Below are 25,272 nucleotides of genomic sequence, written 5' to 3'. Positions count from 1 at the left end.
GACCGGCCGGGACGCCGACCGGACCGGACCGGTCCGATGGGACGGAACGACGGCACATGCGCACGGAAACGCCCTGGGGCCCGTGGGACCCCGCCCCGCTCCCCGAGGTCGCCCGCCGCTTCTCCGTACTGCACACCCCCTGGTGGATCGCAGGCGGATACGCGGTCGAACTGGCCGTCGGGCACGCCTTCCGGGATCACGCCGACATCGACGTCCTGCTGCTCCGCCGCGACCAGCTGACCGCCCAGCAGGTGCTCGTCGGCTGGGAGTGGTGGGCCGCAGACCCGCCCGGCACCCTGCGCCCGTGGCTGCCCGGCGAGACGCTGCCGCCCCACGTCCACGACATCTGGTGCCGTCCGGGCCCCGGCGAGCCCTGGCGCGTCCAGCTCATGCTCGACGAGGCGGACGACGACGGCCACTGGGTCTTCCGCCGCGACCCCCGCATCCGCCTCCCGCTCGACCGGTTGGGCCGGGTCTCGGGGGACGGCATCCCGTATCTGGTCCTGCCGGTGCAGCTGCTGTACAAGGCCAAGTCCCGGCGTCCCAAGGACGACCAGGACTTCGCGACCGCTCTGCCGATGCTGAGCGCCGACCAACGTGCCTGGCTGACCGAGACCATCACCCTGGCGCACGGCGCCGACCACCCGTGGGCGGTGAGGCTGCGCGGGCAGTGGTGAGGGAGCGAGGCGCAGCCCCCGACCGGCGCGCACCGCGTCACCTCACGTACACGCCCGCGCGCGCCGCAGCCGCCGCGGCCTCGGCGGCGAGGTCGGCGGCCGCTGCGTCGAGGGGGGCGCCGCTGGCCAGCAGCCGGTAGTAGAGCGGGGCCGAGACCGCCCGGATCACCTCGTCGGGATCCGTGCCCGCGGGCAGCTCGCCGCGTTCCAGGGCCGCGATGACGCAGCCCGCCCACTCCTTGACGCGGATCGCGTAGAAGCGGTGCAGGGACTCGGCCGTGCGCGGGTCGCACGTCGCCGCGGCGATCACCGACGTGAAGAGCGGGCCCTGGCGCGGGTCGGTCAGGGTCTTCACCACGAGCCGCGCATTGGCCCTGAGGTCCTCGATCAGTGAACCCGTGTCCGTACGGGGAGAGGACTGCTCGGCCATGTCGTCGAGCAGGTCGGCGACGAGACCGGTGGCGGTGGACCAGCGCCGGTAGACGGTGGTCTTGCCGACCCCCGCACGGCGGGCGACATCGGCGAGGTCGAGGCCGTCGAAACCGTGCTCGACCAGGGCGTCGCCCGCCGCCCGCAGGACGGATTCCCGGACCCGGGCGGTACGCCCACCCGGCCGGACGGTGCCGGGCTCCACACCCTCAGAAGTCATAACGGGCCTCCAGTTCCATTTGGCGAGCTTCTCCTGTTACGGTGATCCCACCTTAACGGAACCATGGAACCGTTAAAACTCCTGCCTGAGGAAGGCATCCATGTCCGCACCTCGCACCACCCCGTCACCGACAGTCGAAGCCGGCGCCACCGCCGCCGCCACCGCGCAGCCCGGTATCCGCATGACCGGGCGGCAGAAGCTCGTCCTCACCCTTCTTCTCGGCGCCCAGTTCATGATCGCCGTGGACTTCTCGATCCTGAACGTCGCACTGCCGGTCGTCGGCGAGGGGCTCGGCTTCTCCCTCGCCGATCTCCAGTGGATCGCGACCGCCTTCGCGCTGGCCGCCGCCGGCTTCACCCTCCTCTTCGGGCGTGTGGCCGACATCGTCGGGCGCAAGCGGATGTTCCTCGGTGGGATGGCCGTCCTCGGCGCCTCCTCCCTCCTCGGCGGGCTCGCCACCTCGCCCGAAGTCCTGCTCTGCGCACGGGTGCTGCAGGGTCTGGCCACCGCGGCCGTCACCCCGGCCGGGCTCGCCCTGCTGACGACGGCCTTCAAGGAGGGCCCGCTGCGTGAACGCGCACTCGGCCTCAACGGAGCCCTGATGTCAGCCGGGTTCACCGCGGGAGCCGTTCTCGGCGGACTCCTCACCGACCTGCTCTCCTGGCGCTGGGCGTTCTTCATCAACGCCCCCGTCGCCCTGCTCGTCCTCGTTCTCGCTCCGTCCGTCATCACCGAATCGCGCCCCGACGAGCGGCCCAGGCTCGACATCCCCGGCGCCGTGACCGTCACCGGCGGACTCCTCGCCCTCGTCCACGGACTCACCCAGGCCGGTGAGACCGGCTGGACCACCCCCACCACCCTGGCCTCCCTCCTCGCGGGCGTCGCCCTTCTCGTCACCTTCTGGTTCGTCGAGAAGCGGGCCGCGACGCCCCTCGTACCCGTACGGGTCCTGAGGCGACGCAGCGTCATCTGGGGCAACGCGGCGGGGCTGATCGCCTTCGTCACCGAGACTTCCCTCGTCTTCCTCCTCACCCTCTACCTGCAGGAAGTCCTCGGCTACTCGCCCCTCGCCACCGGATTCGCCTTCGGCGTCCTGGGTCTGGGCACGGTCATCGGCGGCACCCTCGGCGGCCGCGCCGTCGGTCGCTGCGGGACCCGGACCACCATCGTCGTCGGCGGCATCGTCCAGGCCGCCGCCACGCTCACCCTGGTCGCCCTCGGCACCTCCGGCGCCTGGATCTGGCTCCTCCTCGCCGCCACCTTCATCGGCGGCATCGGCAACATGCTGATGATCGTCGGCTTCATGGTCACCGCCACCTCCGGCCTCCCCGACAACGAGCAGGGCCTGGCCACCGGCCTCGCCACGATGACCCAGCAGGTCGGCATCACCATGGGTATCCCGGTCATGAGCGCCGTCGCCGCCGCCCGGATGGCCTCGCTCGGTGACACCGGACCCACCGGCGTCCTGTCCGGAGTCACGGTCGCGATCCTGGTCAACTCCACACTGGTCCTGGTGGGTTCGCTGCTGGCCGGTGCGTTCCTGGGAACCCGGCGGCGCGCGGGAGTCATCGGCCGGTGACCGCCCTGACGGTCCCGCGGAATCGGGGATCTGCCCCTTCGCCCCGTCCGCAGGGGCGCTGATGCCCGATCGGCTCGAAGAGGGCACCGGCAAACCTGTGGGTGTGGCCGAGCACCCGGCCGGACCGTGCCGCGTATGTCCGCGAGCACGGCCCGGACGCGTTCCTCGGAGCGGGCGGCTCCCCGACGGACATGCTGCCCGAGCGGGAAGCTCGGGCCGGGGCGAGACCTCGTACTCGCGCACCGTCGAACGCCAGGAGGGCCCGGCAGCCGAAGCTGCCGGGCCCTCCTGTCCGTCTACGCCGTCCGCGCTGCGGCAGTCGGGTCCGTCCGGACCCGTCGCATGCGCCAACTCGGCGATCAGGCCTTCTTGGTCTCCCAGAAGATCTTGTCGATCTGGGCGATGTAGTCCAGCGCCTTCTGGCCCGTCGCCGGGTCGGTGGAGGCCTTCGCGGCCGACAGCGCCTTGAGGGCGTCGTTGACCAGCTGGTGCAGCTCCGGGTACTTCTCGAAGTGCGGGGGCTTGAAGTAGTCGCTCCACAGCACCGAGATGTGGTGCTTCGCAAGCTCGGCGCGCTGCTCCTTGATGACCACCGCGCGGGCCCGGAAGTGCGGGTCCTCGTTGGCCTGGTACTTCTCCTGGACGGCCTTGACGGACTCCGCCTCGATGCGGGCCTGGGCCGGGTCGTACACGCCGCAGGGCAGGTCGCAGTGGGCGCTGACCTTCACCTTGGGGGCAAACAGGCGGGAAAGCATTGAGCTGTCCTTCCTCGTGATCGTCTTCTCAGGTGGGACATTACTCCGTGAGGGACGTGTTTTCGTGGGTGCCCCCATGGGCTTAGGCCAAAAGTCCAGGGCGAGTATGGGACCAGTGGTCGAATGCACGGAACGGACCGGGGAGGTGCCGGAGATGCCGGAGGTACCGGAGTTGGCGCAGGAGCCCGTGCGGGGCAGGGCGGGGCGGCTGCCGTTCCAGGTGGTGGAGGTGACGGGGCCGTCGATGGTGCCCACGCTGTACCACGGGGACTGGCTGCTCGTGCAGTACGGGGCGCCGGTGCGCCCCGGTGACGTGGTCGTTCTGCGCCACCCCTTCCAACAGGACCTGTTGGTCGTCAAGCGAGCCACCGAGCGCCGCGCGGGCGGCTGGTGGGTGCTGGCCGACAACACGTTCGCGGGCGGGGACAGCACGGACTACGGGACGGTGCCCGAAGAACTGGTGCTGGCACGGGTCCGGGCCCGCTACCGGCCGCTGAGGAAGGATCAGCGTTCGCTCCGCGCGGTGCTGGCCTGGGCGGTCTCCGCGCTGCGGCCGGTGTCGGCGGCGCGCTCCGTCTCCAGGCGCTTGCGGGCCCGGTAGGCGGCCACATTGGCGCGGGTCGCGCAGCGGTCCGAGCAGTAGCGCCGGGACCGGTTGGTCGAGGTGTCGAGGTACGCGTTGCGGCAGGGTGCGGCCTCGCAGAGCCCGAGCCGGTCCACCCCGTACGACGTGAGGTGGAAGGCGAGACCCATCGCTGCGGTGGCGGCGTAGCCGGCCGTCACGTTCGAGGGGTGGTCGGCCAGGTGCATGTGCCAGTCCGGTTTTCCGTCCGCGTCACGGGTGTCGTGGCCGGAGATCTGCGGGCTGACCGGGAACTCCAGCAGCAGCGAGTTCAACAGGTCGACGGCGAGCGTCTCGTCGCCGATGTCGGCCGCCTCGAAAACGGCGCGCAGCCGCGCCCGTACCGACCGGAAGCGGGTCACGTCCGCGTCGGTGGCGCGCCTCGCCGCCTGCCCGTTGGCGCCGAACAGATCGCGGACCGCCTCGACGGAGGTGAGGACGTCCTTGTTGCGGGCCGGCTCCTCGGTGTTGACCAGGCGCACCGCATAGTCCGAGTAATAGGCCAGTTCCACTTGTAGTCCTTACGGGGTCGGTCTAAGGTCTGGATACGGTGACCGATGTAACGGTCGCTTCTGCTTCGAGGGTATTACGTAGTGGAGGGGTTCGGGTGACGGAGACATCGACGGGCACTGACTGGCAGGCCTGGCAGCGGAGCTGGGACCGGCAGCAGGAGTGGTACATGCCCGACCGCGAGGAACGGTTCCGGGTGATGCTGGACATGGTCGAGGCCTTCGTCGGGCCGCGGCCGAGGGTGCTCGACCTCGCGTGCGGTACGGGAAGTATTACGGACCGGCTCCTCAAGCGGTTCCCCGAGGCCACCAGTACCGGCGTCGACCTCGACCCGGCGCTGCTCGCCATCGCCCGCGGTTCCTTCGCCGGCGACGAGCGCGTCACCTTTGTCACGGCCGACCTCAAGGACCCCGCCTGGGCCGAGCGGCTGCCGTACGACACGTACGACGCCGTCCTCACCGCCACCGCCCTGCACTGGCTGCACAGCGAACCGCTCACCACGCTCTACGGGCAGCTCGGCGAACTCGTCAGGGACGGCGGGGTGTTCATGAACGCCGATCACATGATCGACACCGACACCCCCCGTATCAACGCGGCCGAACGCGCCCACCGCCATGCCGGGATGGACCGTGCCAAGGCCGCGGGCGCCCTCGACTGGGCGGACTGGTGGGCCCTCGCGGCCGAGGACCCGGTCCTCGCCGCCCCGACCGCCGAGCGGTACAAGATCTACGGCGAGCACGCCGACGGCGACATGCCGTCCGCGCGGTGGCACGCGGACACTCTGCGCGCCGCGGGCTTCGGCGAGGCACGGGCCGTCTGGGCCTCCCCGTCGGACACCCTGGTGCTCGCCGTGAAGTAGCGGAACCATGCGCCGCATGGGGCGGTACGGACTCCGGTCCGTACCGCCCGAATTTTTCCGTCCCTGCTGCAACCCGCCGCGCACCCCGGCGCACTGGAAGGGTGAGACGGTCCGCATCCGCGGACCCGGGAGGGGGCGCCGACGATGCGGATCGATGACGAAGCCGCGCTGCACGCCTTCGTCGAGGGCAGACGTACGGCGCTGTTCCGCAGCGCCTATCTGCTCTGCGGCGACCGGCACGAGGCCGAGGACCTGGTCCAGTCGACTCTGGTGAAGGTCGTGCTCGGCGGACGGCGGCACGGCCGGCTGGACAACATCGAGGCGTACGCGCGCAAGACGCTGGTCAACACCTTCATCGCCGCCCGCCGCAGGTTCTGGCGGCGGGAGCAGGCGTACGGCGAACTGCCCGACCGCGCGGGCCAGTCGCCCGACACGGACACCGGCCTTGCGGTACGGGCGGCCCTCGCCCGGCTCTCGGCCAAGCAGCGGGCCGTCCTGGTGCTGCGGTACTGGGAGGACCTGAGCGTCGAGGCCACGGCCGACATGCTCGGGATGCGCGAGAACACGGTCAAGAGCCATGCGGCTCGGGGGTTGGCGGCGCTGCGCGCCGAGATGGTGGAGGAATACGCATGAGCGACGTCAAGGAACTGCTGGGGCGGGCCGCCGAGCACGCGGGGCAGCCGGTGATCAGTGCCGAAGGCGTGTACGCGAAGGCGGCCCGGGTGCGGTGGCGACGCCGGGCCGCGGTCGCGGCAGCCGCGTTCGGCGTGGTCACGGCCGGGGCGCTCGCGGTCCCGGGACTGACCGCGCAGCCGAAGGAGGAGCAGGCCTCGGTGGCGGCGCCCGCCGAACTGGCCGGCGACAGCGGCCGGGCGAAGCAGCTCGTCGAGCTGCTGCCCAAGGGCGTGGGCGCGGTCGAGCAGGTCTCGCTCGCCGTGATCATCAAGCACGCGACCCCGCAGCAGGCCGAGGAGCACCCGGTGGGGCCGCTGGACGGGCAGTACGCCGTCCGCAGGGACGGAGGCGTCGGCTACCTCGTCATCGGTGCCATGAACGGCAAGCAGGTCTCCCAGAAGTTCGGCGGGTTTCCCGCCGCCACCGACATCTGCAGGCCGACCAACGGGGAGCCGCGCCCGGCCGACTGCGTGCGCGAGGAACTGCCGGACGGCCGGGTGCTGACCATCTGGAGCGACCCGATGAAGAACCTCGACGGAGGTACGCCGGACTGGGGGCCGGAGCTCGTGGCCCGGCTCACTCTGAAGGACGGCGGGCTGCTGGCCGTCCGGGACAGCACCGGCTTCACGGCCGACACCTCGCAGGGGCCTCTGCTCAAGAGCACGCCGCTCACGCGTGCCCAGCTGCGCACGCTGATGCTGAGCCCGGAACTGCTGCCGAAGAAGTAGCCCGGCCGGATACGGGAGAGGGCGGTGCGGACCGGAGTCCGCACCGCCCTCGTGTCACTCCCGTACCGCTACAGCACCTTCGACAGGAACGACTTCGTCCGGTCGTGCTGAGGGTTCGTCAGTACGTCGCGCGGGTGGCCCGATTCGACCACCACCCCGTCGTCCATGAAGACCAGCGCGTCGCCGACCTCCCGGGCGAAGCCCATCTCATGGGTCACGACGATCATCGTCATGCCGTCCTCCGCGAGCCCGCGCATGACGTCCAGGACGTCGCCCACCAGCTCCGGGTCGAGCGCCGACGTCGGCTCGTCGAAGAGCATCAGCTTCGGCTCCATGGCCAGGGCTCGGGCGATCGCCACCCGCTGCTGCTGGCCGCCGGAGAGCTGCGACGGGTAGTTCTTCGCCTTGTCGGCCAGGCCGACCCGGTCCAGCAACCGCTCCGCGCGGGCCCGGGCGACGGCCTTCGCCTCGCCCTTGACCTGTACCGGGGCCTCCATGACGTTCTCGATGGCCGTCATGTGCGGGAAGAGGTTGAACCGCTGGAAGACCATGCCGATGTCCCGGCGCTTCAGGGCGACCTCGGTGTCCTTGAGCTCGTAGAGCTTGTCGCCCTTCTGGCGGTAGCCCACCAGGTCACCGTCGACATAGAGCCGGCCGGCGTTGATCTGCTCCAGGTGGTTGATGCACCGCAGGAACGTCGACTTGCCGGAACCGGACGGGCCGATCAGGCAGAAGACCTCCCGCGGGGCGACCTCCAGGTCGATGCCCTTGAGAATGTGTGCGGCGCCGAAGGACTTGTGTACGCCCTCGGCCTTCACCATGGCGGTCATGCCGCGCCTCCCGACGGACGGCCCAGGGACAGCAGGTTGGCCCGGATCTTCTGCATGGGGGTCGGCGGCAGGCTGCGGCTCGAACCGCGCGCGTAGTACCGCTCCAGGTAGAACTGGCCCACGGTCAGCACCGACGTCATGATCAGATACCAGGCCGCGGCGAGGAAGTACATCTCCACCGGGGCTCCGGACGACGATCCGATGTCCTGGGCGTACCGGAACAGTTCGGTGAACTGCACCGCGGACACGAGCGACGTCGTCTTCAGCATGTTGATGACTTCGTTGCCCGTCGGCGGCACGATCACCCGCATCGCCTGCGGGATCACGATGCGCCGCAGTGTCTTGCCGTGGCTCATGCCCAGCGCGTGCGACGCCTCCGTCTGGCCCTCGTCGACCGAGAGCAGACCGGCGCGGCAGATCTCCGCCATGTAGGCGGCCTCGTTGAGGCCCAGGCCGAGCAGCGCCGTCAGCAGCGGCGTCATGAAGCTCGACCAGTAGTCCTTGTAGATCGGCCCGAGGTTGATGTACTCGAAGACCAGGCCCAGGTTGAACCAGACGAACAGCTGTACCAGGACCGGGGTGCCGCGGAAGAACCAGATGTAGAACCACGCGATGGACGAGGTCACCGGGTTCTTGGAGAGCCGCATCACCGCGAGCAGGATGCCCCCGACGATGCCGATGACCATCGACAGGGCGGTCAGCAGCAGGGTCTGGCCGACACCCCTGATGATCCGGTCGTCGAAGAAGTAGTCGGGGATGGCGCCCCAGTTGATCTTGCCCTGGGAGAAGGCGTAGATGATCGCGACCAGCGCGGCGATGGCGATGACCGCCGAGACGTACCGGCCGTAGTGCCGGACGGGGATGGCCTTGATCGCCTTCGGCCCGGCCGACGGGGTGGAGGGGACGGGCGGCTCATCGGCCGGGCCCGTCTTCTCGATGTCAGTCACAGATGGAGCCTTTCAGCACGGTGCCCGGTCAGGATCCGCCGTTGATCTTGGCCTCGGTGACCGCGCCGGCCTCCACGCCCCACTTCGCGATGATCTTTCCGTACTCGCCGTTCTTGATGAGCGCGTCCAGGGCCGCCTGCACGGCCTTGGTGAGCTGGTCGTTGCCCTTGGCGATGGCGATGCCGTACGGAGCGGCTTCGACCTGCTCGCCGACCAGCTGGAAGTCCTTGCCGCCACCCGAGGTCTTCACCGCGTAGGCGGCCACCGGGAAGTCGGAGGAGCCGGCGTCGGCGCCACCGCTGCGCAGCCGGGTCTGGGCCTCCAGGTCCGTGTCGTACGACTCGATCGCGATCGTCTTGCCGCCCGTGCACTTCTTGGCCTCGGCCTTGGCGAGGTCGTGCGAGACGGTGCCGCGCTGCACGGCGATCTTCTTGCCGCAGAGGTCGGACCAGGTCTTGATGCCCTTGTCGTCACCCTTCTTGGTGTAGATCGAGACACCGGCGGTGAAGTAGTCGACGAAGTCGACGCCCTCGCCGACCTTCTTCTTCGTCTCGGAGTCGATGCCTTCCTGGCGGTCCTTGGTGTCGGTCATGGCCGACATCGCCAGCTGGTAGCGCTTGGCGCGCAGACCCGAGATCAGCGTGTCGAACGTGCCGTTCTCGAACTCGAAGCGCACACCGAGCTCCTTGCCCAGCGCAGCACCGAGGTCGGGGTCGATGCCGACGACCTTTCCGGACTTGTCCTTGAACTCGACCGGCGGGTACGCGATGTCCGAGCCGACCTTGATGACGCCACTGGCCTTGATGTCCTGCGGCAGGAGGTCGGCGGGGGAGGACGCCCCGGAAGAGCTCTTCGTCGACTCGGACGCCTTCGTTCCGCCCTTGGTCTGGTCGCCACAGGCGGTCAGCAGCATGGTGCCGGCGACCGCGATGGCGCAGACCGCTGCAATCCGGGACGTTGCGGTCGTACGACGGGTGGTGCGTGCGGTCATGATCAGGTTCCTCCGGCAGGTGAGGGTGGAGTTGCCAGGCGGTATGGCACACATCGTCGGATGTCGCCGCCTCGTGTGATTACGGCATCTTGCCATTCGGACTAGCCCAATCAGGGGGCCAGTCATGTCAAAATCGGGTAACGGGCGATCCCCGAACCTCAACAGGCCGGTACACAAGGCCGGACCTTCTATGGGGTTTTCTTCTTCCGGCCGGAGAATCTCCGGTACGTCTCGACTGGTGGACGGATATCTGGCCGATTAGTCGACTTGTCCAGGTTTTCGACTATGAGGCACGTCACCGCGTCGGTTTGGACTCGTCCGGGATGCGGTCTGTCCGGTAAGAAAGACCTTTACACCCCTCATCCGGGGCTCAGGGCGCGTGTGCGGCGCGCCCGCGCGTACGTACCTCCCCCCTGTCGGAGCGGGCCAACCGCCCAGTGCAGGGAACGGACGCGGTGCCCGCCCACCCCTCCTCAACCAGGAGTGGCCACCCTCAGACAATGAAGACTTAAGGGGTCAACACCATGGCAGCGGAGATCGTCAATCCTCGCAGCGACAGCACGACTGACAGCAGTACCGGCAGCGCGACCGACGAGCCGTTCGACGCGGCCTTCGCGCTCCACCGCGGCGGGAAGATGGCCGTGCAGGCCACCGTCCCGCTGCGTGACAAGGACGACCTGTCCCTCGCATACACGCCGGGCGTTGCCAAGGTGTGCAGCGCCATCGCGGAGAATCCCGAGCTGGTTCACGACTACACCTGGAAGTCGCAGGTCGTCGCCGTCGTGACGGACGGCACCGCGGTGCTCGGGCTGGGAGACATCGGTCCGGAGGCGTCCTTGCCGGTGATGGAGGGCAAGGCGATCCTCTTCAAGCAGTTCGGCGGGGTCGACGCGGTGCCGATCGCGCTCGCGACGACCGATGCGGACGAGATCGTGGAGACGGTCGTCCGGCTCGCTCCGTCCTTCGGAGGGGTGAATCTGGAGGACATCTCGGCGCCCCGCTGCTTCGAGATCGAGCGCAAGCTGCAGGAGCGGCTCGACATTCCGGTCTTCCACGACGACCAGCACGGTACGGCCGTGGTGACCCTGGCCGCGCTGCGCAACGCCGCGAAGCTGTCCGGGCGGACCCTCGGTGACCTGCGCGGTGTCATCTCCGGCGCGGGGGCGGCAGGCGTGGCCATCGCCAAGTTCCTGCTGGAGGCGGGGCTCGGTGACGTCGCCGTGGCCGACCGCAAGGGGATCGTCAGCCGGGACCGCGAGGACCTGACGGAGGTCAAGCGCGAACTCGCGGAGATCACCAACAAGGCCGGCATCTCCGGTCCGCTGGAGACCGCGCTGGTCGGTGCGGACGTCTTCATCGGCGTCTCCGGCGGTACGGTGCCGGAGGCGGCGGTCGCGTCGATGGCGCCCGGTGCGTTCGTCTTCGCCATGGCCAACCCGGACCCGGAGGTCCACCCCGACATCGCGCACAAGTACGCGGCGGTCGTGGCGACGGGCCGGTCGGACTACCCGAACCAGATCAACAACGTGCTGGCCTTCCCCGGCATCTTCGCCGGCGCGCTGCAGGTGCGGGCTTCCCGCATCACCGAGGGCATGAAGATCGCCGCGGCGACTGCGCTGGCGGATGTGGTGGGGGCCGAACTGGCGGCGGACTACGTGATTCCCTCGCCGTTCGACGAGCGGGTCGCTCCCGCGGTGACGGCCGCGGTTGCCGCCGCGGCGCGCGCGGAGGGTGTGGCGCGGCGCTGAGGTGAGCCGGGGCGGGGTGGGAGTGCGGGACGCCTGCGGCGGACCTCCGCCCCGCCCCGCCCCTTCCCGTTCCGGGGCTCGGCCCCGGACCCCACGCCTCGGACGCGGGCGAGGCCGGATCATGCCCCGAGCCCGGGTACGCCACGCGGGCCACGTCACACCCTCCGCCGGTTCCGTCGCAACCGCCCCGCGCCTAGTGTCAGGGCCATGTTCGCCGCCTACGCAGCCCGCATCGACCGCGACCAGCCCCTCACCGGCCTCGAGCTGGGCGAGCGCCCCGCCCCCGAGGCGCGCCCCGGCTGGACCACCGTCCATGTCCGGGCAGCTTCCCTCAACCATCACGACCTCTGGTCGCTCCGTGGCGTCGGCCTCGCCGAGGACAAGCTGCCGATGATCCTCGGCTGCGACGCAGCCGGGATCGACGAGAACGGCAACGAGGTCGTCCTGCACTCCGTCATCGGCCAGACCGGGCACGGCGTCGGCCCGAACGAGCCCCGGTCCATCCTCACCGAGCGCTACCAGGGCACCTTCGCCGAGCAGGTCACCGTCCCCAGCTGGAATGTGCTGCCCAAGCCGAAGGAGCTCACCTTCGAGCAGGCCGCCTGTCTGCCGACCGCCTGGCTCACCGCGTACCGGATGCTCTTCACCAATGCCGGAGTACGGCCCGGTGACTCCGTCCTCGTCCAGGGCGCGGGCGGCGGTGTCGCGACCGCCGCGATCGTCCTCGGCAAGGCTGCCGGGCTGCGGATCTACGCCACCAGTCGCGACGAGGCCAAGCGCAAGAGGGCCGTCGAGCTCGGGGCGATCGAGGCGTACGAGCCCGGTGCAAGGCTGCCGCAGCGCGTCGATGCCGTCATCGAGACGGTCGGCGCGGCCACCTGGTCCCACTCGGTGAAGTCGCTGCGCCCCGGTGGCACCCTGGTCATCTCCGGCGCGACCAGCGGCGACCGGCCCTCGCACGCCGAGCTGACCCGGATCTTCTTCCTGGAGCTGAAGGTCGTCGGTTCGACGATGGGGTCCAAGGACGAGCTGGAGGACCTGCTGGCGTTCTGTGCGACGACCGGGGTGCGGCCCGTCATCGACGAGGTACTGCCGCTGGACCGTGCCCGCGAGGGGTTCGAGCGGCTCGCCTCGGGCGACCAGTTCGGAAAGATCGTACTCACCGCGTCCTGAGGTGTTGCTCTCCGACGGAGCGGTGATGACCCGTCGGGTCTGCCGCTGAGATCTGCCGCCATGCGCACGGTCGAAGCCGCATGACGGCAGTTGTCACTTCGACCGGATCGGCGGCGGGGCCTCGCCCCCGCCGCCGAAACGCTCCCGGCCGGGTATCCGCAGCCGCACGGCATTCCGCGGCCGGCCGACGAGCCCGACCGGGCCCTCGCCCTGCGGGGCCGGAGGGCCGGGGACCCGGCGTGCCGTGACGGCCCGCACCGAACGGTCGCTGGTGGCGGCCGGGGCCCGACCCGGCGCGGATGCCCCTCGCCGCGTCGCCCGCGCACCGGCTCCGGGGATGCCGCTCGGCGACCGGCCGTCGACGCCCGCTTCGCTCACCTGTGTGCGCCCCGCACTTCTGCCCTCCCGCTCCTGTCGTCGGCGCGCCGCTGGCGCGTCCCGGTCGACGGGCGCGCCGCGGTGCGCAGGCGCGGGATGAGGTGCGGATGGAGGTCTGCGGGGGAGCGCGCGGACTGTCACGGTGGTGGATCCCGATGCCGATCATGTCAACCATAGTTGACATGGGCTCCATGTCAACGTAAGTTGACACCATGACCGAAGCAACGGATCTCGCCGCACGCGCCGGCGACCGCGACCCGCGCGTCGGGTTGCGCGCCGTCGCCGCCCTTCGGCGGCTGCTGGAGCAGCTCGAAGCCGTACAAGTCAGAAGTGCCCGCGTCCAGGGCTGGTCGTGGCAGGAGATCGCGGCCGAACTGGGCGTCAGTCGACAGGCCGTCCACAAGAAGTACGGGAGGCATTGATGTTCGAGCGATTCACCGGCGGTGCCCGCGCCGTCGTGACCGGCGCCGTGGACCAGGCCGGGCAGGCCGGTTCCGACTCCGTCACCGAGGAACACATGCTGCTCGCCCTGCTCGACCAGCAGGGCACCCGGGCCGCCTTCGCCGTCGCGGCCCTCGGGCTGACCGACCGCCGAGCCTCGGTTCAGGCGGCGCTCGCCGAGGCCCGTCGGCGGGGCGGGCTGACCAAGGCCGACACGGACGCACTCGCCGGCATCGGCATCGATGTGACGGAGATCGTCACCCGGATCGAGGACGCGCACGGCGAGGGCGCCCTGGCCGCGGGCCGGAAGGGCCGCCGCGGGCGGTCCGGGCGGCCAGCCTTTGCCCGGGGCGCGAAGACCGTTCTGGAGAAGGCCCTGCGGGTTGCGGTGGGGCGCGGTGACCGGTTCATCGGCGAGGAACACATCCTGCTGGCGTTCACCGTCACGCCGGGTGTGGTCGCCGATGTGCTGGCGGAGCACGGGGCGACGCACGAGGCGGTCACGCGGGCGCTGTACGGGGAGGGTGCCGGTGGGGCCGAGGGGCAGGCGAAGGCGGGGTAGGAATGCGGTGGACGGGCCGGGGGCATGCCCCCGGCCCTGCTCACTCCTTGGCGTCGGCGTCCTTCTGCAGGAGCGCGCCGATGCGGGCGGCCGCCGTCGACAGATGGCGGCGGGCCTCCACCAACTGGTCCTCCGTCACGCCCCGGTCGCGGGCCGCGTCGCGGATGTCGTCCCGGAAGCGGTCGAGCAGGCGGTCCAGGTCGCGGGCCGGGTCGCCCGTCGTGCCCGTCTCCTTGCCCCAGTCGGGGTCGCCGGCCGACGGTTCGGGCCTGGCGTACGGAGGCCGGCCGGCCGTCCCGGTGTAGCCGGCCAGGCGGCCGGTGATCTCGGCCAGCCCCTCCCGTACTCCGGTGGGCCAGTCACCCCGGGCGAAGTGCTCCTGGACCTGCCGGGCCGCGTTCTGCATCTGCTCGCGCGCCCTCTCCTGGGCCTCCTTGGCCTGGCGGCGTGCCTGCTGGGCGTCCTCGCGGGCCCGGCGGGACTCGTCCTTCGCCCGGCGGGCCTGCTCCTTCCACTCCTGTTTGGCCTTGCGCAGCTCCTCCTTGGCGGTGCGCCAGGCCTCGCTGTCGCCGAAGTCCGTGAAGTCGCCGAAATCACCGAACGGGGAGCCCCGGTCGCCCTTCGCGCCGGTCCCGGTGGCGGAGGTGTGCCGGGTCTCGCCGGCTGCCGCGCGCATCTCGCTGCGCAGCTTCCCCGCCGCGCCCCGCACGTCGTCCCGCATCTCGGCGGCCAGTTCGGAGACCGACTCGCGGATCTCCAGCTCCAGATCGGCCAGTTCGCCACCGCGGTCCGCCAGTTCGGCGCGGCCCGCGTCGGTGATCGAGTAGACCTTGCGGCCGCCCTCGGTGGCGTGCGTGACCAGCCCCTCGGCCTCCAGCTTGGCCAGGCGCGGATAGACGGTGCCCGCCGACGGCGCGTACAGGCCCTGGAAGCGTTCCTCCAGGATCCGGATCACCTCGTAGCCGTGGCGGGGCGCCTCGTCCAGGAGTTTCAGCAGGTACAGGCGGAGCCGCCCATGGGCGAATACGGGGGGCATGTCAGAGCACCTTTCCGGTCGGCTCGGCGTCGTACGGATCGTCCTCGGCCGGTGGGCGGCGCAGCAGGGCTATCGATCCCGACACGGTCGTGGCCCTCAGCGTCCCGGTGCCTGCGCCGAGCGTCCCGGTGATCCGCTTCGCCCCCCACTGGCCGCCGACCCGCAGGTCCTCGAAGCCGTTGGAGACGGCGCCGCTGGCCGTGTTCGCCTCGACGGTCGCGTCCGCCGGGTGCGGCAGGCGGATGGCGACCTCACCGGAGACCGTGGTCAGCCGGATGTCCGTGGGCTTCCCGGTCGGATCCAGGTCCAGCACCATGTTGCCGCTGACCGATTCGGCCCGTACCGCTGCCCCGGCGCCCTCGACGACCGTCAGATCGCCGGAGACCGACTTGAAGCGGAGCTCCCCGGTGACGGACTGGGCCTCCACATTGCCGGAGACCGTGTCCGCGCGGACCGTGCCGGCGAGGCCGACGAGCGTGGTGTCGCCGGTGATGCCGCGCACGTCCGTGCGTCCCCGGATGCCCGAGACCAACGCTCCGGCGCCGACCGTGCCGAGCTCGACCGTCGACCCGGCCGGCACGGCGAGCGAGACCACCGCGCTGCGGTGCCGCCCCTTGCGGTCGAACCACTTCAGGAAGCCGTGCCAGGGCAGATCCTCGTACGCGACCGTGAGGATGCCGTTCTTCTGCGTCACGCTGAGCGGCGGGCCCTCGATCGCGGAGACCTCCAGCCGCGCGGTCGGCTCCTCGGTGCCGACGACGTTGACGGTGCCGTTGACGATGCGCACGCTGAGCGCGGTCACCGGGTCGTCGAAGGTGAGCTTCTGAGGCTCGGCGATGGCCCACGTCGACACAGGCATGGATCTGACCTCCCAGGAGCGCGCCCTGACGCAACATATCGCGTCTCTTGACAACACGATATATCGCGGATCGGGGAAGTCAAGGGAGGGTGAGGCGACCTGGGATGATCAAATGCCGCCAAATATGGGCAAATTGGCCTACGGTGTGGGGCATGAACGCGACATCACCCGTGGGTGCGCTGCTGCTGTGCCGGGCCGAACCCGACTCCGTGAGGCCGGTGGCCCATCTGCTGCGCGAGCGGATGCTGCTCGCGCCCGCCGGTGACGGGTGGAGCGTCCTCGTGCCGGAGGGAATGCCCTGGCGGGACGGGGGAGAAGGGGATCAGCCGGTCGACAGTGTGGTGGGCGGCTGGGCCACCGCACTCGCGGTCGGCTCCATCTGGCCGGTTCTCGCACTGTGGTGGGACGGCGCCCGGGCCGGCTACACGCTCGCGTCGGGCTTCCGGCGGCCCGTCGGATACGTCTGGCTGGCGGACGGGACACCTGCGGGTGAGGAGGAGGCGATGCATACGTTCGCCGCGCGGCTCGGCCTCGACCCCGTCCTGGGCATCCAGCGGCTCGAAACGCTGACCCGCCCGGACCCCGACGCGGACGCCCGCACCCGGCTGCGCGACCTCCTCGCCGCGCTCACCCGCATCGGACTGATCCTCCCGGCCGGCCTCGATCCCGGCGAACCCGCCGATCGGCTGCGCGCCTCGGCCGACAGCAGGGCGGGAACGGAGCGGATCGCCTGGGCGGGCTGGCGCGACGCCGTGAAGATCGAACTCGACGCGGTCGAGAACAGCAGACTCGGCCCGTGGCTGCGGGGCCCCAAGGCGCGTGCGCTCGCCACCGCCCAGCTCGCCGCGGGGGTACCGCTCGTCACCTGGGGGATCGGGCGCCGCAGAGGAGGGTGGGCGTTCGCGGGAGCGCTGCTGATCGTGCACGGGGCACTCGGTCTTGCGTACGACCGGATCCGGGCCGACGGGCGCTGATCCGGGACGGAGGCGCTGATCCGGGCCGACGGAAACCGGCGGACGCGCCCCGGGGCGTGGCCCTATTCCTCGTCCTCGTCGTCCAGCCGGGCCAGCCAGGTGGCGAGGCGCTCGACGGGGACCTCGAAATCGGGGTTGAGGTCGACGAACGTACGCAGCTGCTCGGCGAGCCACTCGAAAGTGACCTCTTCCTCGCCGCGCCGCTTCTCCAGCTCCTCGATGCCACGGTCGGTGAAGTACATGGCCGCAAGTTTAGACCGACCGGCAATTGGGGGGCGGTCCTCATGCCTGGTGACAGCCCCGGGGGGCCGGGAACGAGGGCGCGGGAACCCTCGGCTGGAGCGACGGGATCCGGCCGGGACACGCCCGAGAACCGGTGCACCCGGCCCCGGCGTCCTGACGGATGTGCATCGCATCGATCGCGTACTGCCGTTAACCTGCGGGGAGTTCGGGGAACGGGGGGTGTCATGAGTGACAGCGGGGCCCGTATTACACGCATTGAGATGCCGGACGGTACACCGGTCTGGGCACGCATCTCCGGGAGCGAGGAACTTGAACGGCGGCCTGACGGGAACGGACTGTCCTACACGGACACCGGCTTCTCGGACTTCGCCGACCAGGTGCAGGCCCGGGTGGAGAGCCTGCAGGGGGTGGTGACCAGCGTCGCGCGGTCGCTCGCCGAGCCGCTGCGGGCCGTGCGGCCGGACGAGGTCAGCGTCGAATTCGGCATCGAGCTCACCGCCAAGGCGGGCAAGGTGGTCGGACTCCTCGCGGACGGGGAGGCCAAGGGCGCCATCAAGGTCACGCTCACCTGGAGCGGTGGCGGCCCGGCCGTCGACCCGCCGATCGCGCCGCAGGTGCCCGCGCAGGCCGCCGCGCCACCCACGCCGCCCATCCCGACCGCTCCGCCCGCGCCCTCCGCGCCGCCTGCACCACCGGCGCCGCCGCGACCGGCCCCCACGGGGCCCGCAGGGCGCGACCCCGCGTCCCCGCCGTCGCACGCCCCCGCATCCGCGGACGATGCGTCCGCCGGAGCATCCCCCGGCGCACCGGCGCACCCCGACGGTGCCGCGACCGCCGACGGCGGCGGGTCATGACGCAGGAGACCGCCGGGGGCGCAGAAGGGGGTCCGGGGCCGGAGGAGGCTGCGCTCATGGACCTCGTGCGGGACGCCACCGTACGCATCCATCGCCGGGGGGACGGGTATGCCACTGACGGACCCGGCCCGGGCTTCCTGGGGAGTGGCTTTTTCATCGCCCCGAGCTGGGTCCTCACGTGCGCACATGTCGCCATGCAGGGGGAGGGGCGCGAGGTGAACGTGCTGTTCAGGGCCGACCCCTACGACACCGAGCTGACCGAGGTCCCCGGTGTGGTGCTCGCCGCGCTGCCCGAGACCCGGCAGGCCGGCGCTCAGGGCTGGCCCGCGCCCGACCTCGCGCTCATCCAGTTGCGGCGGCCCGTCGAACACCCCTGTGTGTACGTCACCGAGCGCTCGGAGGCCATGCTCCGCGGCCGCAAGGTCCGCGTCGTGGGCTGGGCGCCCTCCCCGGGCGGCGGGCTGACGACGCTCAGCGGCGACTGCGAGGTGAAGGGCACCTTCGGCGGCTGGGCCGATGCCGACCAGCAGATCCGGCTCGCCGAGGACTGGCTGGCGCCCGGGATGTCCGGCGGGCCCGTCGTGGACGTCACCCGCGGCGAGGTCGTCGGCGTGATCAAATCGCGGCTCGACGGCCATCAGGGCGGCACCGCCATCGGAATCGAGCGGCTCCGCTCCCTCACCGTGCCCGCCGGACCCGTGGAGACCGAGACGGACGACACGTACCAGGCCGTCTTCCACGCCCACGACCGCTACCACGCCGACCGGCACAACAGCCCCGCGTCCACCGAGCGGACCTGGGCCGATGTGCAGAGCGAGCTGCCAGGCCCGGCCGGCCGGGTGCTCAGCCCCAAGCGGCGGATCGACCTCCTGGGCAGGCTCGCCGAGTTCCCGCCGCCGGTCAGCACCCGCAATCTGCTGCGGCTGCTCGACGGCCTGCCGAACGTCCATGCGCGCGATCTCCGTCCGGCGCCGCGCGGCTGGCGCGACGGACTCGGCGCGCTGTACGACGCCCGCGTCCGCGACCGCGACGCCGCACTCGAACTGATCCTGCGCTACTGCATGGGCGTCCTCGCCGCCGACCGCCCCTACGACGTGCCGTCCACCCGAGCCGCCACGAAGTCCCTGTGGGAATGGGTGAAACGGATCGCCGACGAGGACCTGTCCCGCGACTTCCGGCAGGAACTCGTGCTGCACTGGCGCGCCGTCCGGCAGAGCCGGGACCAGGAACACCGGCGGGACCCCGAGCCGAGGGGCGAACCGGCCCGGTACGGCGAACGCGCCTTCGTCCTGCTGGAACTGGAACCGCGGGGCTGGGAACGGGACCGTTACGACTGGCGGATCGGCGTCGCCCGCCGCACCGGGGAGGTCCTGCCCGTCGCCGAGGACAGCCAGGGCACGGGGCCCGGGGCTCTCCCGGACCGGCTGGCCGCCCCGCTCGCCGAGGCGTTCCGGCGGTGCGACGAACCCGACAGCCCCGCCATGCTCCAGGTCGCGGTCCCACCGGCGCTGCTCGGCCTGGACGTCGACAACTGGAAGGTCACCTCCGACGGGCTGCCGCTCGGAGCCGTACGCCCGGTCGTCGTCCGCCGCTCGGCGCGGGAGCAGCCGCCGGACGACGACGTGGAAAGACTGCGCAGGGCCCGCTGGAACGGCACCCGGAACTCCTCGGTGCAGGCCGAAGTCGTCGACTGCGAGGACGGAATGGAGGTACGCGTACCAGGGGTGGCGAGGCTGCACACCCTGGCGTACGAGACCGTGCCGGTCCTCTGCCGGTACGGCGGCCGGCCGGACCCCGAGACCACGGCCGGACTGGTGCGGATCCTCGACGGCGGCTTCGGGGTGGCCCTGTGGCGGCGGACCGGGGAACCGGACGGGGTCTGCTCCGAATTCCATCGGCGCGCCCTCAACACCGTCGCGGAGACCCGCACCGCCGACCGGCTGCCGCAGCGGATCCACGAGCTCCGAAGGGACGTGAAGGCGGAACGTGCCGATGCGTTCTGGTCCTACGGCGTCGTTCTGTTCTATGACGATCCGCACCATGTGCTCCCCGGTTCCGGTCAGCTTCTGGAGGCGCCGTGAACAGCGCCGTTCGGCCTCTTACGGGGGAGTTCACGGATCGATACCGTGAGGCACGTTCGACGGCTGCTGCCCCTCACACCCGACCTGGCGGACGAGTGACGACGAGGAACACGCTATGAGTGAACCCAGTGAGTGGCTCATCTACCGAGGGGCCGGTGAACCCCACGACGGCATCGCACAGCTGCCGTCCCCGCCGCCCTGGCGGGACTTCGCTGCCCGCGAGGCCCCGGACCCCGGCGACGGCGGTACCGGGGGCGACCGGGCGGACGGGTCCGCCACCCGGCGTCTCGGTGGCCACCGGCACATCGCCGAACTCCATCGGCCCGGCGCCGAAGAACTCGAAATGATCAACGCGGCGCTGTACCTGCGGCGCCCGCTGCTGGTCACCGGCAGCCCCGGCGCCGGAAAGAGCACCCTGGCCCACTCCGTCGCCCATGAACTCAGGCTCGGCCGGGTCCTGCGCTGGCCCATCGTGAGCCGGTCCACGCTCCTCGACGGCCTCTACCACTACGACGCGATCGCCAGGCTGCAGGACGTCCAGATCGCCGCGCACGGCGCGGCGGCCGGGGCGGCCGGCTCCGGCGCGGCGGACAACGTCGGCAGCTACATCCGGCTCGGCCCGCTCGGCACCGCGCTGCTGCCCTCCGACCGACCCCGCGTGCTGCTCATCGACGAGCTCGACAAGAGCGACATCGATCTGCCGAACGACCTCCTCAACGTCCTGGAGGAGGGCGAGTTCGGCATTCCCGAACTCGAGCGGATCGCCGACCGGCTGCCCGACGGGGAGGCCGAGGTGCTGACCGACGACGGCACCAAGGTGACGATCAAGGGCGGCCGTGTGCAGTGCGGGGCGTTCCCGTTCGTCGTGCTCACCAGCAACGGCGAGCGCGACTTCCCGGCCCCGCTGATGCGGCGCTGCATCCACCTGGAGCTGGGACGCCCCGACCACCAGCGGCTCGCCACCTTCGTCCGCGCCCACCTCGGCGACGAGGCGGCGCGCTCCGGGGACGATCTCATCGCCCATTTCCTGGAGCGGTCGCGGAGCGAACTCCTGGCCACCGACCAGCTGTTGAATGCCATCTATCTCACCGACGCGGCCGCCCCCGCCGGCCGGGACCGGCTCGCCGACCTGCTCATCCAGCGACTCGACCGGCCGAGGTGATGAGCTGATGCCCGACGCCACGGCACGCCACGGCCCGGACGGAGCAGGGGGAGGGCGCCCTGCGGAACCCGAGCCGTACGACGGAGGACTGCTGCCCGCACTCGTCGCCCGGCTGCGCGAGGCCGGGCTCGACCCCGACGCGGAGCAGCTCTGCGACGCCCTCTGGCTCGCCCGATGGACCCGTCGCGCCGACACGCCGGAAGGGGCTGAGGAGCAGGGCGGCCCCGCCGTACCGTTCTCACGCGCCGAGCTGTCCGACGCGGGACCGGCCGCGCCGTCCGCCCGCACCACGGCCGGGGGCGCCCGCGGCACGGACGCCGCACCGGACGACGACGAGCTCGCGGAGCAGGGGGATCCCGCGGCAGCAGACCGCCGGATAGCTCTGTATCCGGTACCGCCGGGGGACTTCGCCCCGCACCGCGACGGGCAGCGCGAAGGGGGCGGGCCGCACGGCCATGGGCGCGGCAGCGCCGCCACCCTCACCCTCGGCGTGCCCGCCGCTCCCGCCCTGCCCGCACCTCTTGAAATCCAGCGAGCCTTACGTCCCCTGCAGCGCTATCGCCCCGCCGCGCCACCCCTGCGCCGCACCCTGGACGAGACGGCCACCGCCGAACTGAGCGCCCGCGCAGGGGGGTTGATCATCCCGGTGTTCCGCGGGGTGTCCCGCGCCGACGCGCTGCTGCAGTTCGTCATGGACGCCTCCTCGTCGATGCGTGTCTGGGACCGGATGTTCGGCGAACTCCAGCAGATCTTCGGTCAGCTGGGTGCCTTCCGGGATGTCCAGGTGCGCTATCTGCACCGTGGCCCCGACGGTTCCTGCGCGGTCAGCCGCAGCCCCGATCCGGCCGCCGCCCCGCTGAACTCCGCGGACCGGCTCAGTGATCCGACCGGTCGCCGCGTCACCGTCCTGGTCAGCGACTGTGCCGGACCGCTCTGGCACAGCGGGCGCGCCCACCGGCTGCTCCACCAGCTGGCCCGGCAGGCCCCCACCGCCGTACTGCAGCCGCTGCCGCAGCGGATGTGGAACCGCACCCGGCTGCCGGTGACCTACGGTGAGCTCTCCCGTGGCGAAGGGCTCTCCGGTGCCGCGGTCCTGAAGGTCACCGAGGAGGCGGGCGGGGCACCCACCACGCGTCCCGGCGCCCTCGCCGTCCCCGTACTCCCGCCCGTGGCGGGCGCGCTCGCGGCCTGGGCGCGACTGCTCTCCGGCACCGGCGCCGGCCGGATCTCCGGGGCGGTCGGCTGGGTCAGGGCCGACCAGCCCGCCGCGCCGGCACCACGCCCCGGCGACCGGCTGTCCTCGCTCCAGCTGGTCAGCCGCTTCCGCTCGGCGGCCTCCCCGGTGGCCGGGCAGCTCGCGGTCTATCTCGCCGCGGCGCCGCTCTATCTGCCCGTGATGCAGCTGGTGCAGCGGACGATGCTGCCCGACTCCGGCCCCTCCGAACTCGCCGAGGTGCTGCTCAGCGGACTGATCTCCCGGAGCAAGGGCGACGGAGCGGGCGACGGGCAGTGGTACGAGTTCGCGCCCGGCGTCCAGGAGGCGCTGCTCGGACCGCTCGGACGGGACGAGGCGCTGCTCGTGCTCAAGCACTGCTCGGAATACATAGAGCAGCGGTTCGGCAAGGGCGGTCCGAACTTCCCGGCGCTGGCGTTCGCCCAGCTCGGGGACGGCCGGCGCGCCTCCTCGTACGCCACCGACCTCGGCCGCCGCACGCAGAGCGACGGCATCGGGGAGAACGACGAGGGCGACGAGAACGGGGAGAGCGACGGAAGCGGCGGGTCGCGCGTTCCCCATCCCTTCGCCGAGGTCGCGGCGCGCGTACTGGAGCGCTTCATGCCCCTGCCCGAGCAGTTCGCGCTCTACGGCGACCGGGGCGGCCGCGACGCCCCCGACCGGACGACACACGCGGCGGTGGAGAGCGCCCGCGCACTCCTGCGCCAGTTCGACTCGGACAGCATGGTGCAGTACCTGATCGACGCCGTTCAGCTGCTCCGGGGCGCGACCGAGCGCGAGCAGTACCCGGGCGCCGACCCCGAGCTGTGGGCCGAGTACGCCCGCTGTGTGCTGCGGCTGTGGGAGGTCCAGGGCGGCGACGGCCTTCTGCGCGAGGCCGAGAACGCGGCGGAACGGGCCGCCGCGCATCCCGGGGCGGTACGCGAACGGGCCGTGCTGGCCAAGGTGCTGCACGCCGCGGCCGACGACCGGCGCAGGCGCGGCGACCGGCGTGGCGCACTGGCCCTGCTCCGACGCGCCGACCGTGAGTACACGGTCGCCTGCGCGGCCCCCGGCCTCGACCCGGGCGAGGCGCTGCGGCTCACCCTGGAGCGGGTACGCGCCCTGGAGGCGCAGTGGCGCCTCGGCGGCGACAGCGCCCTGCTGCAGGCCGCGGCAGGAATGCTGGAGGCGTTCGCCGACGTCTGGCCCGACCAGGAGAACCGTCCGGCCGCGCTGCCACTGGCGCATGGCCGGGCCCTGCTCAAACTGGCCGGGGCGACGGTCGACACCGAACAGGCACGGGTGTACGCGGGGCAGGCGGCCCGCTCGCTGCGCACCGCGTTCGGGGCGGGCGGCGGGCGGCACACCCTGGGCAGCGAGGTACGGATCCTGCTGGACCTGGTGGACGCCCTGCTGGCCTCGGGCGGCGAACCCGACGAGGCGGCGACCCTGATCGACCAGGCACTGGTGACCGTGAGGGAACAGCGTCAGCGCGCCGCGCTCCAGACCAGGGCGGGCCGGGTCAGGGTCGCCCGCTACGAGCAGCTGGACGCACCGGACGAACTCGTGGCGGCCGCCGAATGGTTCGCACGTGCCTCCCGTGGCGTCCCGCGCGACTCCCAGGCCCATGCGGATCTGCTCGCCGAATGGGGCGGGACCCTGTTGCGGCGTGCCGAACTTCCGGACGGGCACGAGTACATCGGCGCGGCGGTGCGGGTACTGCGCGACTGCCGTACGGAGACGCCGTCCGGCAGCGCGCGCCAGGCCGAGCGGCTGCTGATGCTCGGCCGGGCCCTGATGCTGCGCCACCGGGCCACCGAGGACCGGGTCGATCTGCGGGAGGCCGAGCACCTCTTCGGTCTCGCCGCGCAGGAGGCCCGCGATCCGCTGACCGCGGCGCGCTGCTGGCTGGCGCTGGGCCGGTCCCATCTCGATGCCTCACGGGTGCTGCAGCGGCCGGCCAGGCTCGACGACGCGGCCGAGGCGTTCCGGGACGCGGCCGAATCCGCCCGCACGGCGGAAGCGGAGCTGGAGAGTCCACAACAGGGGCAAGAGGCAGTGGAGTTGGGTGCTATGGCCAACCACTGGCGGGGTATGACGTATGAGAAGGCGGGGCGTCCCCGGGCCGCGCGCGAGGCGTACCGGGCGGCCGGCCTCGAATGGCGCAAACTGCCGAACGGCGGTGGCTCGGCGGGCGAGTCGACCGCCGAGCGGCTGGCCGAGCTGGAGCGGTGAGCGCACGACGGAGTGCGCTCGGCGGGCGGACGGGGTGCGCCGGGCTGCCTGAACCGGGGCGCCCGGTACAGGAGGTCCGGCCCTGGGCGTCCGGGCGCGGGGTGCGAGGCAGCGGTACGTACGCGGGGCAGGGACGCGAGTTCGGCGGTGGGCGCTCAACGGCGAGTGCGCGACCACGAGCCCGCTGCAGGTAACGGGAACGGGGAGGCGTGATGGGCGAGTCGCGTGAGGTGCACGAGCCGAGCCGATCGGCAGTCGACGGCGGGCCCGGCGGTGAACTGCCGGATCTGCTGGGGCTCGACCTGGAATCCCTGCGGACGCTGGACCATCCGGTCCTCGCGGCCGTGGTCGCGGATCTGCGGGGCCGGGCGAACCAGCCGCGGGAGATGCTGTGGGGATTCACCAGCGCGTTGTGAACGACCGCTGAGTCATCCGGATCGGCCGCCGAATCGCTTCCGGAGCCGAGCCGACCGCACGGTTTCGGCCCC

Annotated in this window: 25 protein-coding genes; 16 read left to right on the top strand and 9 right to left on the bottom strand. The window is 71.7% G+C overall.

Features of this window, described 5'->3' with window-relative positions; genetic code table 11:
• Window positions 1-56 precede the first annotated feature (56 nt).
• On the top strand, window positions 57-677 hold the full coding sequence (locus tag ACFU6I_RS24510) for a nucleotidyltransferase domain-containing protein (protein ID WP_384370542.1): 621 nt from the start codon (window positions 57-59) through the stop codon (window positions 675-677).
• 37 nt (window positions 678-714) lie between these two features.
• On the opposite strand, the gene ACFU6I_RS24505 is transcribed toward ACFU6I_RS24510, so the two are convergent.
• A complete protein-coding gene (locus ACFU6I_RS24505) occupies window positions 715-1,326 on the bottom strand; it encodes a TetR/AcrR family transcriptional regulator (protein WP_384370539.1) in 612 nt (203 codons plus the stop codon).
• Between the two features lie 100 nt (window positions 1,327-1,426).
• Here ACFU6I_RS24505 and ACFU6I_RS24500 point away from each other — a divergent pair, with 100 nt between their 5' ends.
• Window positions 1,427-2,905 carry an MFS transporter gene (locus ACFU6I_RS24500; RefSeq protein ID WP_384370536.1) on the top strand — a complete coding sequence of 493 codons (1,479 nt, stop codon included), beginning with the start codon at window positions 1,427-1,429 and terminating at the stop codon, window positions 2,903-2,905.
• A gap of 359 nt (window positions 2,906-3,264) precedes the next feature.
• Here the strand turns inward: ACFU6I_RS24500 and sodN are convergent, their stop codons facing one another.
• On the bottom strand, window positions 3,265-3,660 hold the full coding sequence (sodN, locus tag ACFU6I_RS24495) for a superoxide dismutase, Ni (protein WP_072483792.1): 396 nt from the start codon (window positions 3,658-3,660) through the stop codon (window positions 3,265-3,267).
• A 154-nt stretch (window positions 3,661-3,814) separates the two neighbouring features.
• Here sodN and sodX point away from each other — a divergent pair, with 154 nt between their 5' ends.
• Window positions 3,815-4,261, top strand: a complete 447-nt coding sequence (gene sodX, locus ACFU6I_RS24490) for a nickel-type superoxide dismutase maturation protease (RefSeq protein WP_384370533.1) — start codon at window positions 3,815-3,817, stop codon at window positions 4,259-4,261.
• On the opposite strand, the gene ACFU6I_RS24485 is transcribed toward sodX, so the two are convergent.
• Window positions 4,165-4,794: a CGNR zinc finger domain-containing protein gene (locus ACFU6I_RS24485; protein WP_384370530.1), complete on the bottom strand. Its 630-nt coding sequence runs from the start codon at window positions 4,792-4,794 to the stop codon at window positions 4,165-4,167. The two genes, sodX and ACFU6I_RS24485, sit on opposite strands and share 97 nt — an antisense overlap.
• A 95-nt stretch (window positions 4,795-4,889) precedes the next feature.
• On the opposite strand from ACFU6I_RS24485, the gene ACFU6I_RS24480 reads away from it, so the two are divergent.
• From ACFU6I_RS24480 to ACFU6I_RS24470, 3 genes are all read left to right on the top strand, one after another.
• Window positions 4,890-5,651: a class I SAM-dependent methyltransferase gene (locus tag ACFU6I_RS24480; protein ID WP_384370527.1), complete on the top strand. Its 762-nt coding sequence runs from the start codon at window positions 4,890-4,892 to the stop codon at window positions 5,649-5,651.
• A gap of 144 nt (window positions 5,652-5,795) precedes the next feature.
• Window positions 5,796-6,284 (top strand): SigE family RNA polymerase sigma factor, encoded by a 489-nt coding sequence (locus ACFU6I_RS24475; protein ID WP_345510390.1) that lies wholly within the window; start codon window positions 5,796-5,798, stop codon window positions 6,282-6,284.
• Window positions 6,281-7,054: a hypothetical protein gene (locus tag ACFU6I_RS24470; protein WP_384370524.1), complete on the top strand. Its 774-nt coding sequence runs from the start codon at window positions 6,281-6,283 to the stop codon at window positions 7,052-7,054. The genes ACFU6I_RS24475 and ACFU6I_RS24470 overlap by 4 nt, the downstream gene beginning before the upstream one ends.
• A 68-nt stretch (window positions 7,055-7,122) precedes the next feature.
• Here ACFU6I_RS24470 and ACFU6I_RS24465 read toward each other — a convergent pair whose 3' ends face one another.
• From ACFU6I_RS24465 to ACFU6I_RS24455, 3 genes are read right to left on the bottom strand one after another with little or no spacing between them, the layout of a single operon-like run.
• Window positions 7,123-7,884: an amino acid ABC transporter ATP-binding protein gene (locus ACFU6I_RS24465; protein ID WP_345510388.1), complete on the bottom strand. Its 762-nt coding sequence runs from the start codon at window positions 7,882-7,884 to the stop codon at window positions 7,123-7,125.
• A complete protein-coding gene (locus ACFU6I_RS24460; protein ID WP_384370521.1) occupies window positions 7,881-8,831 on the bottom strand; it encodes an amino acid ABC transporter permease in 951 nt (316 codons plus the stop codon). Before ACFU6I_RS24460 ends, ACFU6I_RS24465 begins: the two co-directional genes overlap by 4 nt.
• A 28-nt stretch (window positions 8,832-8,859) precedes the next feature.
• Entirely contained in the window at window positions 8,860-9,822 is a 963-nt protein-coding gene (locus tag ACFU6I_RS24455; RefSeq protein ID WP_345510387.1) for an ABC transporter substrate-binding protein, read from the bottom strand.
• Window positions 9,823-10,346: 524 nt separating this feature from the next.
• Here ACFU6I_RS24455 and ACFU6I_RS24450 point away from each other — a divergent pair.
• From ACFU6I_RS24450 to ACFU6I_RS24435, 4 genes are all read left to right on the top strand, one after another.
• A complete protein-coding gene (locus tag ACFU6I_RS24450) occupies window positions 10,347-11,570 on the top strand; it encodes an NADP-dependent malic enzyme (RefSeq protein WP_384042598.1) in 1,224 nt (407 codons plus the stop codon).
• A 207-nt stretch (window positions 11,571-11,777) separates the two neighbouring features.
• Complete coding sequence (locus ACFU6I_RS24445; RefSeq protein ID WP_384370517.1) at window positions 11,778-12,743, top strand: zinc-binding dehydrogenase; 966 nt, start codon at window positions 11,778-11,780, stop codon at window positions 12,741-12,743.
• Between the two features lie 590 nt (window positions 12,744-13,333).
• A complete protein-coding gene (locus ACFU6I_RS24440) occupies window positions 13,334-13,543 on the top strand; it encodes a sigma factor-like helix-turn-helix DNA-binding protein (RefSeq protein ID WP_014154112.1) in 210 nt (69 codons plus the stop codon).
• Complete coding sequence (locus ACFU6I_RS24435) at window positions 13,543-14,124, top strand: Clp protease N-terminal domain-containing protein (protein WP_384370514.1); 582 nt, start codon at window positions 13,543-13,545, stop codon at window positions 14,122-14,124. The genes ACFU6I_RS24440 and ACFU6I_RS24435 overlap by 1 nt, the downstream gene beginning before the upstream one ends.
• Before the next feature lie 40 nt (window positions 14,125-14,164).
• On the opposite strand, the gene ACFU6I_RS24430 is transcribed toward ACFU6I_RS24435, so the two are convergent.
• Together ACFU6I_RS24430 and ACFU6I_RS24425 are read right to left on the bottom strand one after the other, a co-directional pair.
• On the bottom strand, window positions 14,165-15,160 hold the full coding sequence (locus ACFU6I_RS24430) for a helix-turn-helix transcriptional regulator (RefSeq protein WP_384370511.1): 996 nt from the start codon (window positions 15,158-15,160) through the stop codon (window positions 14,165-14,167).
• Window position 15,161: 1 nt separating this feature from the next.
• Complete coding sequence (locus ACFU6I_RS24425; RefSeq protein WP_327244388.1) at window positions 15,162-16,019, bottom strand: DUF4097 family beta strand repeat-containing protein; 858 nt, start codon at window positions 16,017-16,019, stop codon at window positions 15,162-15,164.
• 152 nt (window positions 16,020-16,171) lie between these two features.
• Here ACFU6I_RS24425 and ACFU6I_RS24420 point away from each other — a divergent pair, with 152 nt between their 5' ends.
• Window positions 16,172-16,993 (top strand): hypothetical protein, encoded by an 822-nt coding sequence (locus tag ACFU6I_RS24420; protein ID WP_384370508.1) that lies wholly within the window; start codon window positions 16,172-16,174, stop codon window positions 16,991-16,993.
• Between the two features lie 62 nt (window positions 16,994-17,055).
• On the opposite strand, the gene ACFU6I_RS24415 is transcribed toward ACFU6I_RS24420, so the two are convergent.
• On the bottom strand, window positions 17,056-17,235 hold the full coding sequence (locus tag ACFU6I_RS24415) for a DUF6104 family protein (protein ID WP_023586593.1): 180 nt from the start codon (window positions 17,233-17,235) through the stop codon (window positions 17,056-17,058).
• Window positions 17,236-17,460: 225 nt separating this feature from the next.
• On the opposite strand from ACFU6I_RS24415, the gene ACFU6I_RS24410 reads away from it, so the two are divergent.
• The 5 genes from ACFU6I_RS24410 (at window position 17,461) to fxsA (ending at window position 25,200) form a co-directional block, all read left to right on the top strand.
• Entirely contained in the window at window positions 17,461-18,090 is a 630-nt protein-coding gene (locus ACFU6I_RS24410) for a CU044_2847 family protein (RefSeq protein ID WP_384370505.1), read from the top strand.
• A gap of 56 nt (window positions 18,091-18,146) precedes the next feature.
• Window positions 18,147-20,171, top strand: a complete 2,025-nt coding sequence (locus ACFU6I_RS24405) for a trypsin-like peptidase domain-containing protein (protein WP_384370502.1) — start codon at window positions 18,147-18,149, stop codon at window positions 20,169-20,171.
• A gap of 115 nt (window positions 20,172-20,286) precedes the next feature.
• Window positions 20,287-21,333 carry an AAA family ATPase gene (locus ACFU6I_RS24400; protein WP_384370499.1) on the top strand — a complete coding sequence of 349 codons (1,047 nt, stop codon included), beginning with the start codon at window positions 20,287-20,289 and terminating at the stop codon, window positions 21,331-21,333.
• 7 nt (window positions 21,334-21,340) lie between these two features.
• Window positions 21,341-24,784 carry an SAV_2336 N-terminal domain-related protein gene (locus tag ACFU6I_RS24395; protein WP_384370496.1) on the top strand — a complete coding sequence of 1,148 codons (3,444 nt, stop codon included), beginning with the start codon at window positions 21,341-21,343 and terminating at the stop codon, window positions 24,782-24,784.
• A gap of 212 nt (window positions 24,785-24,996) precedes the next feature.
• The gene (gene fxsA, locus ACFU6I_RS24390; protein WP_384370492.1) at window positions 24,997-25,200 is read left to right on the top strand and encodes an FxSxx-COOH cyclophane-containing RiPP peptide; all 204 of its coding nucleotides are present in this window, start codon (window positions 24,997-24,999) and stop codon (window positions 25,198-25,200) included.
• Window positions 25,201-25,272: the final 72 nt, after the last annotated feature.

This window comes from Streptomyces sp. NPDC057486, from assembly GCF_042802415.1.
GTDB lineage: Bacteria > Actinomycetota > Actinomycetes > Streptomycetales > Streptomycetaceae > Streptomyces > Streptomyces yanii.
This window is presented reverse-complemented; position numbering and strand designations above follow the sequence as displayed.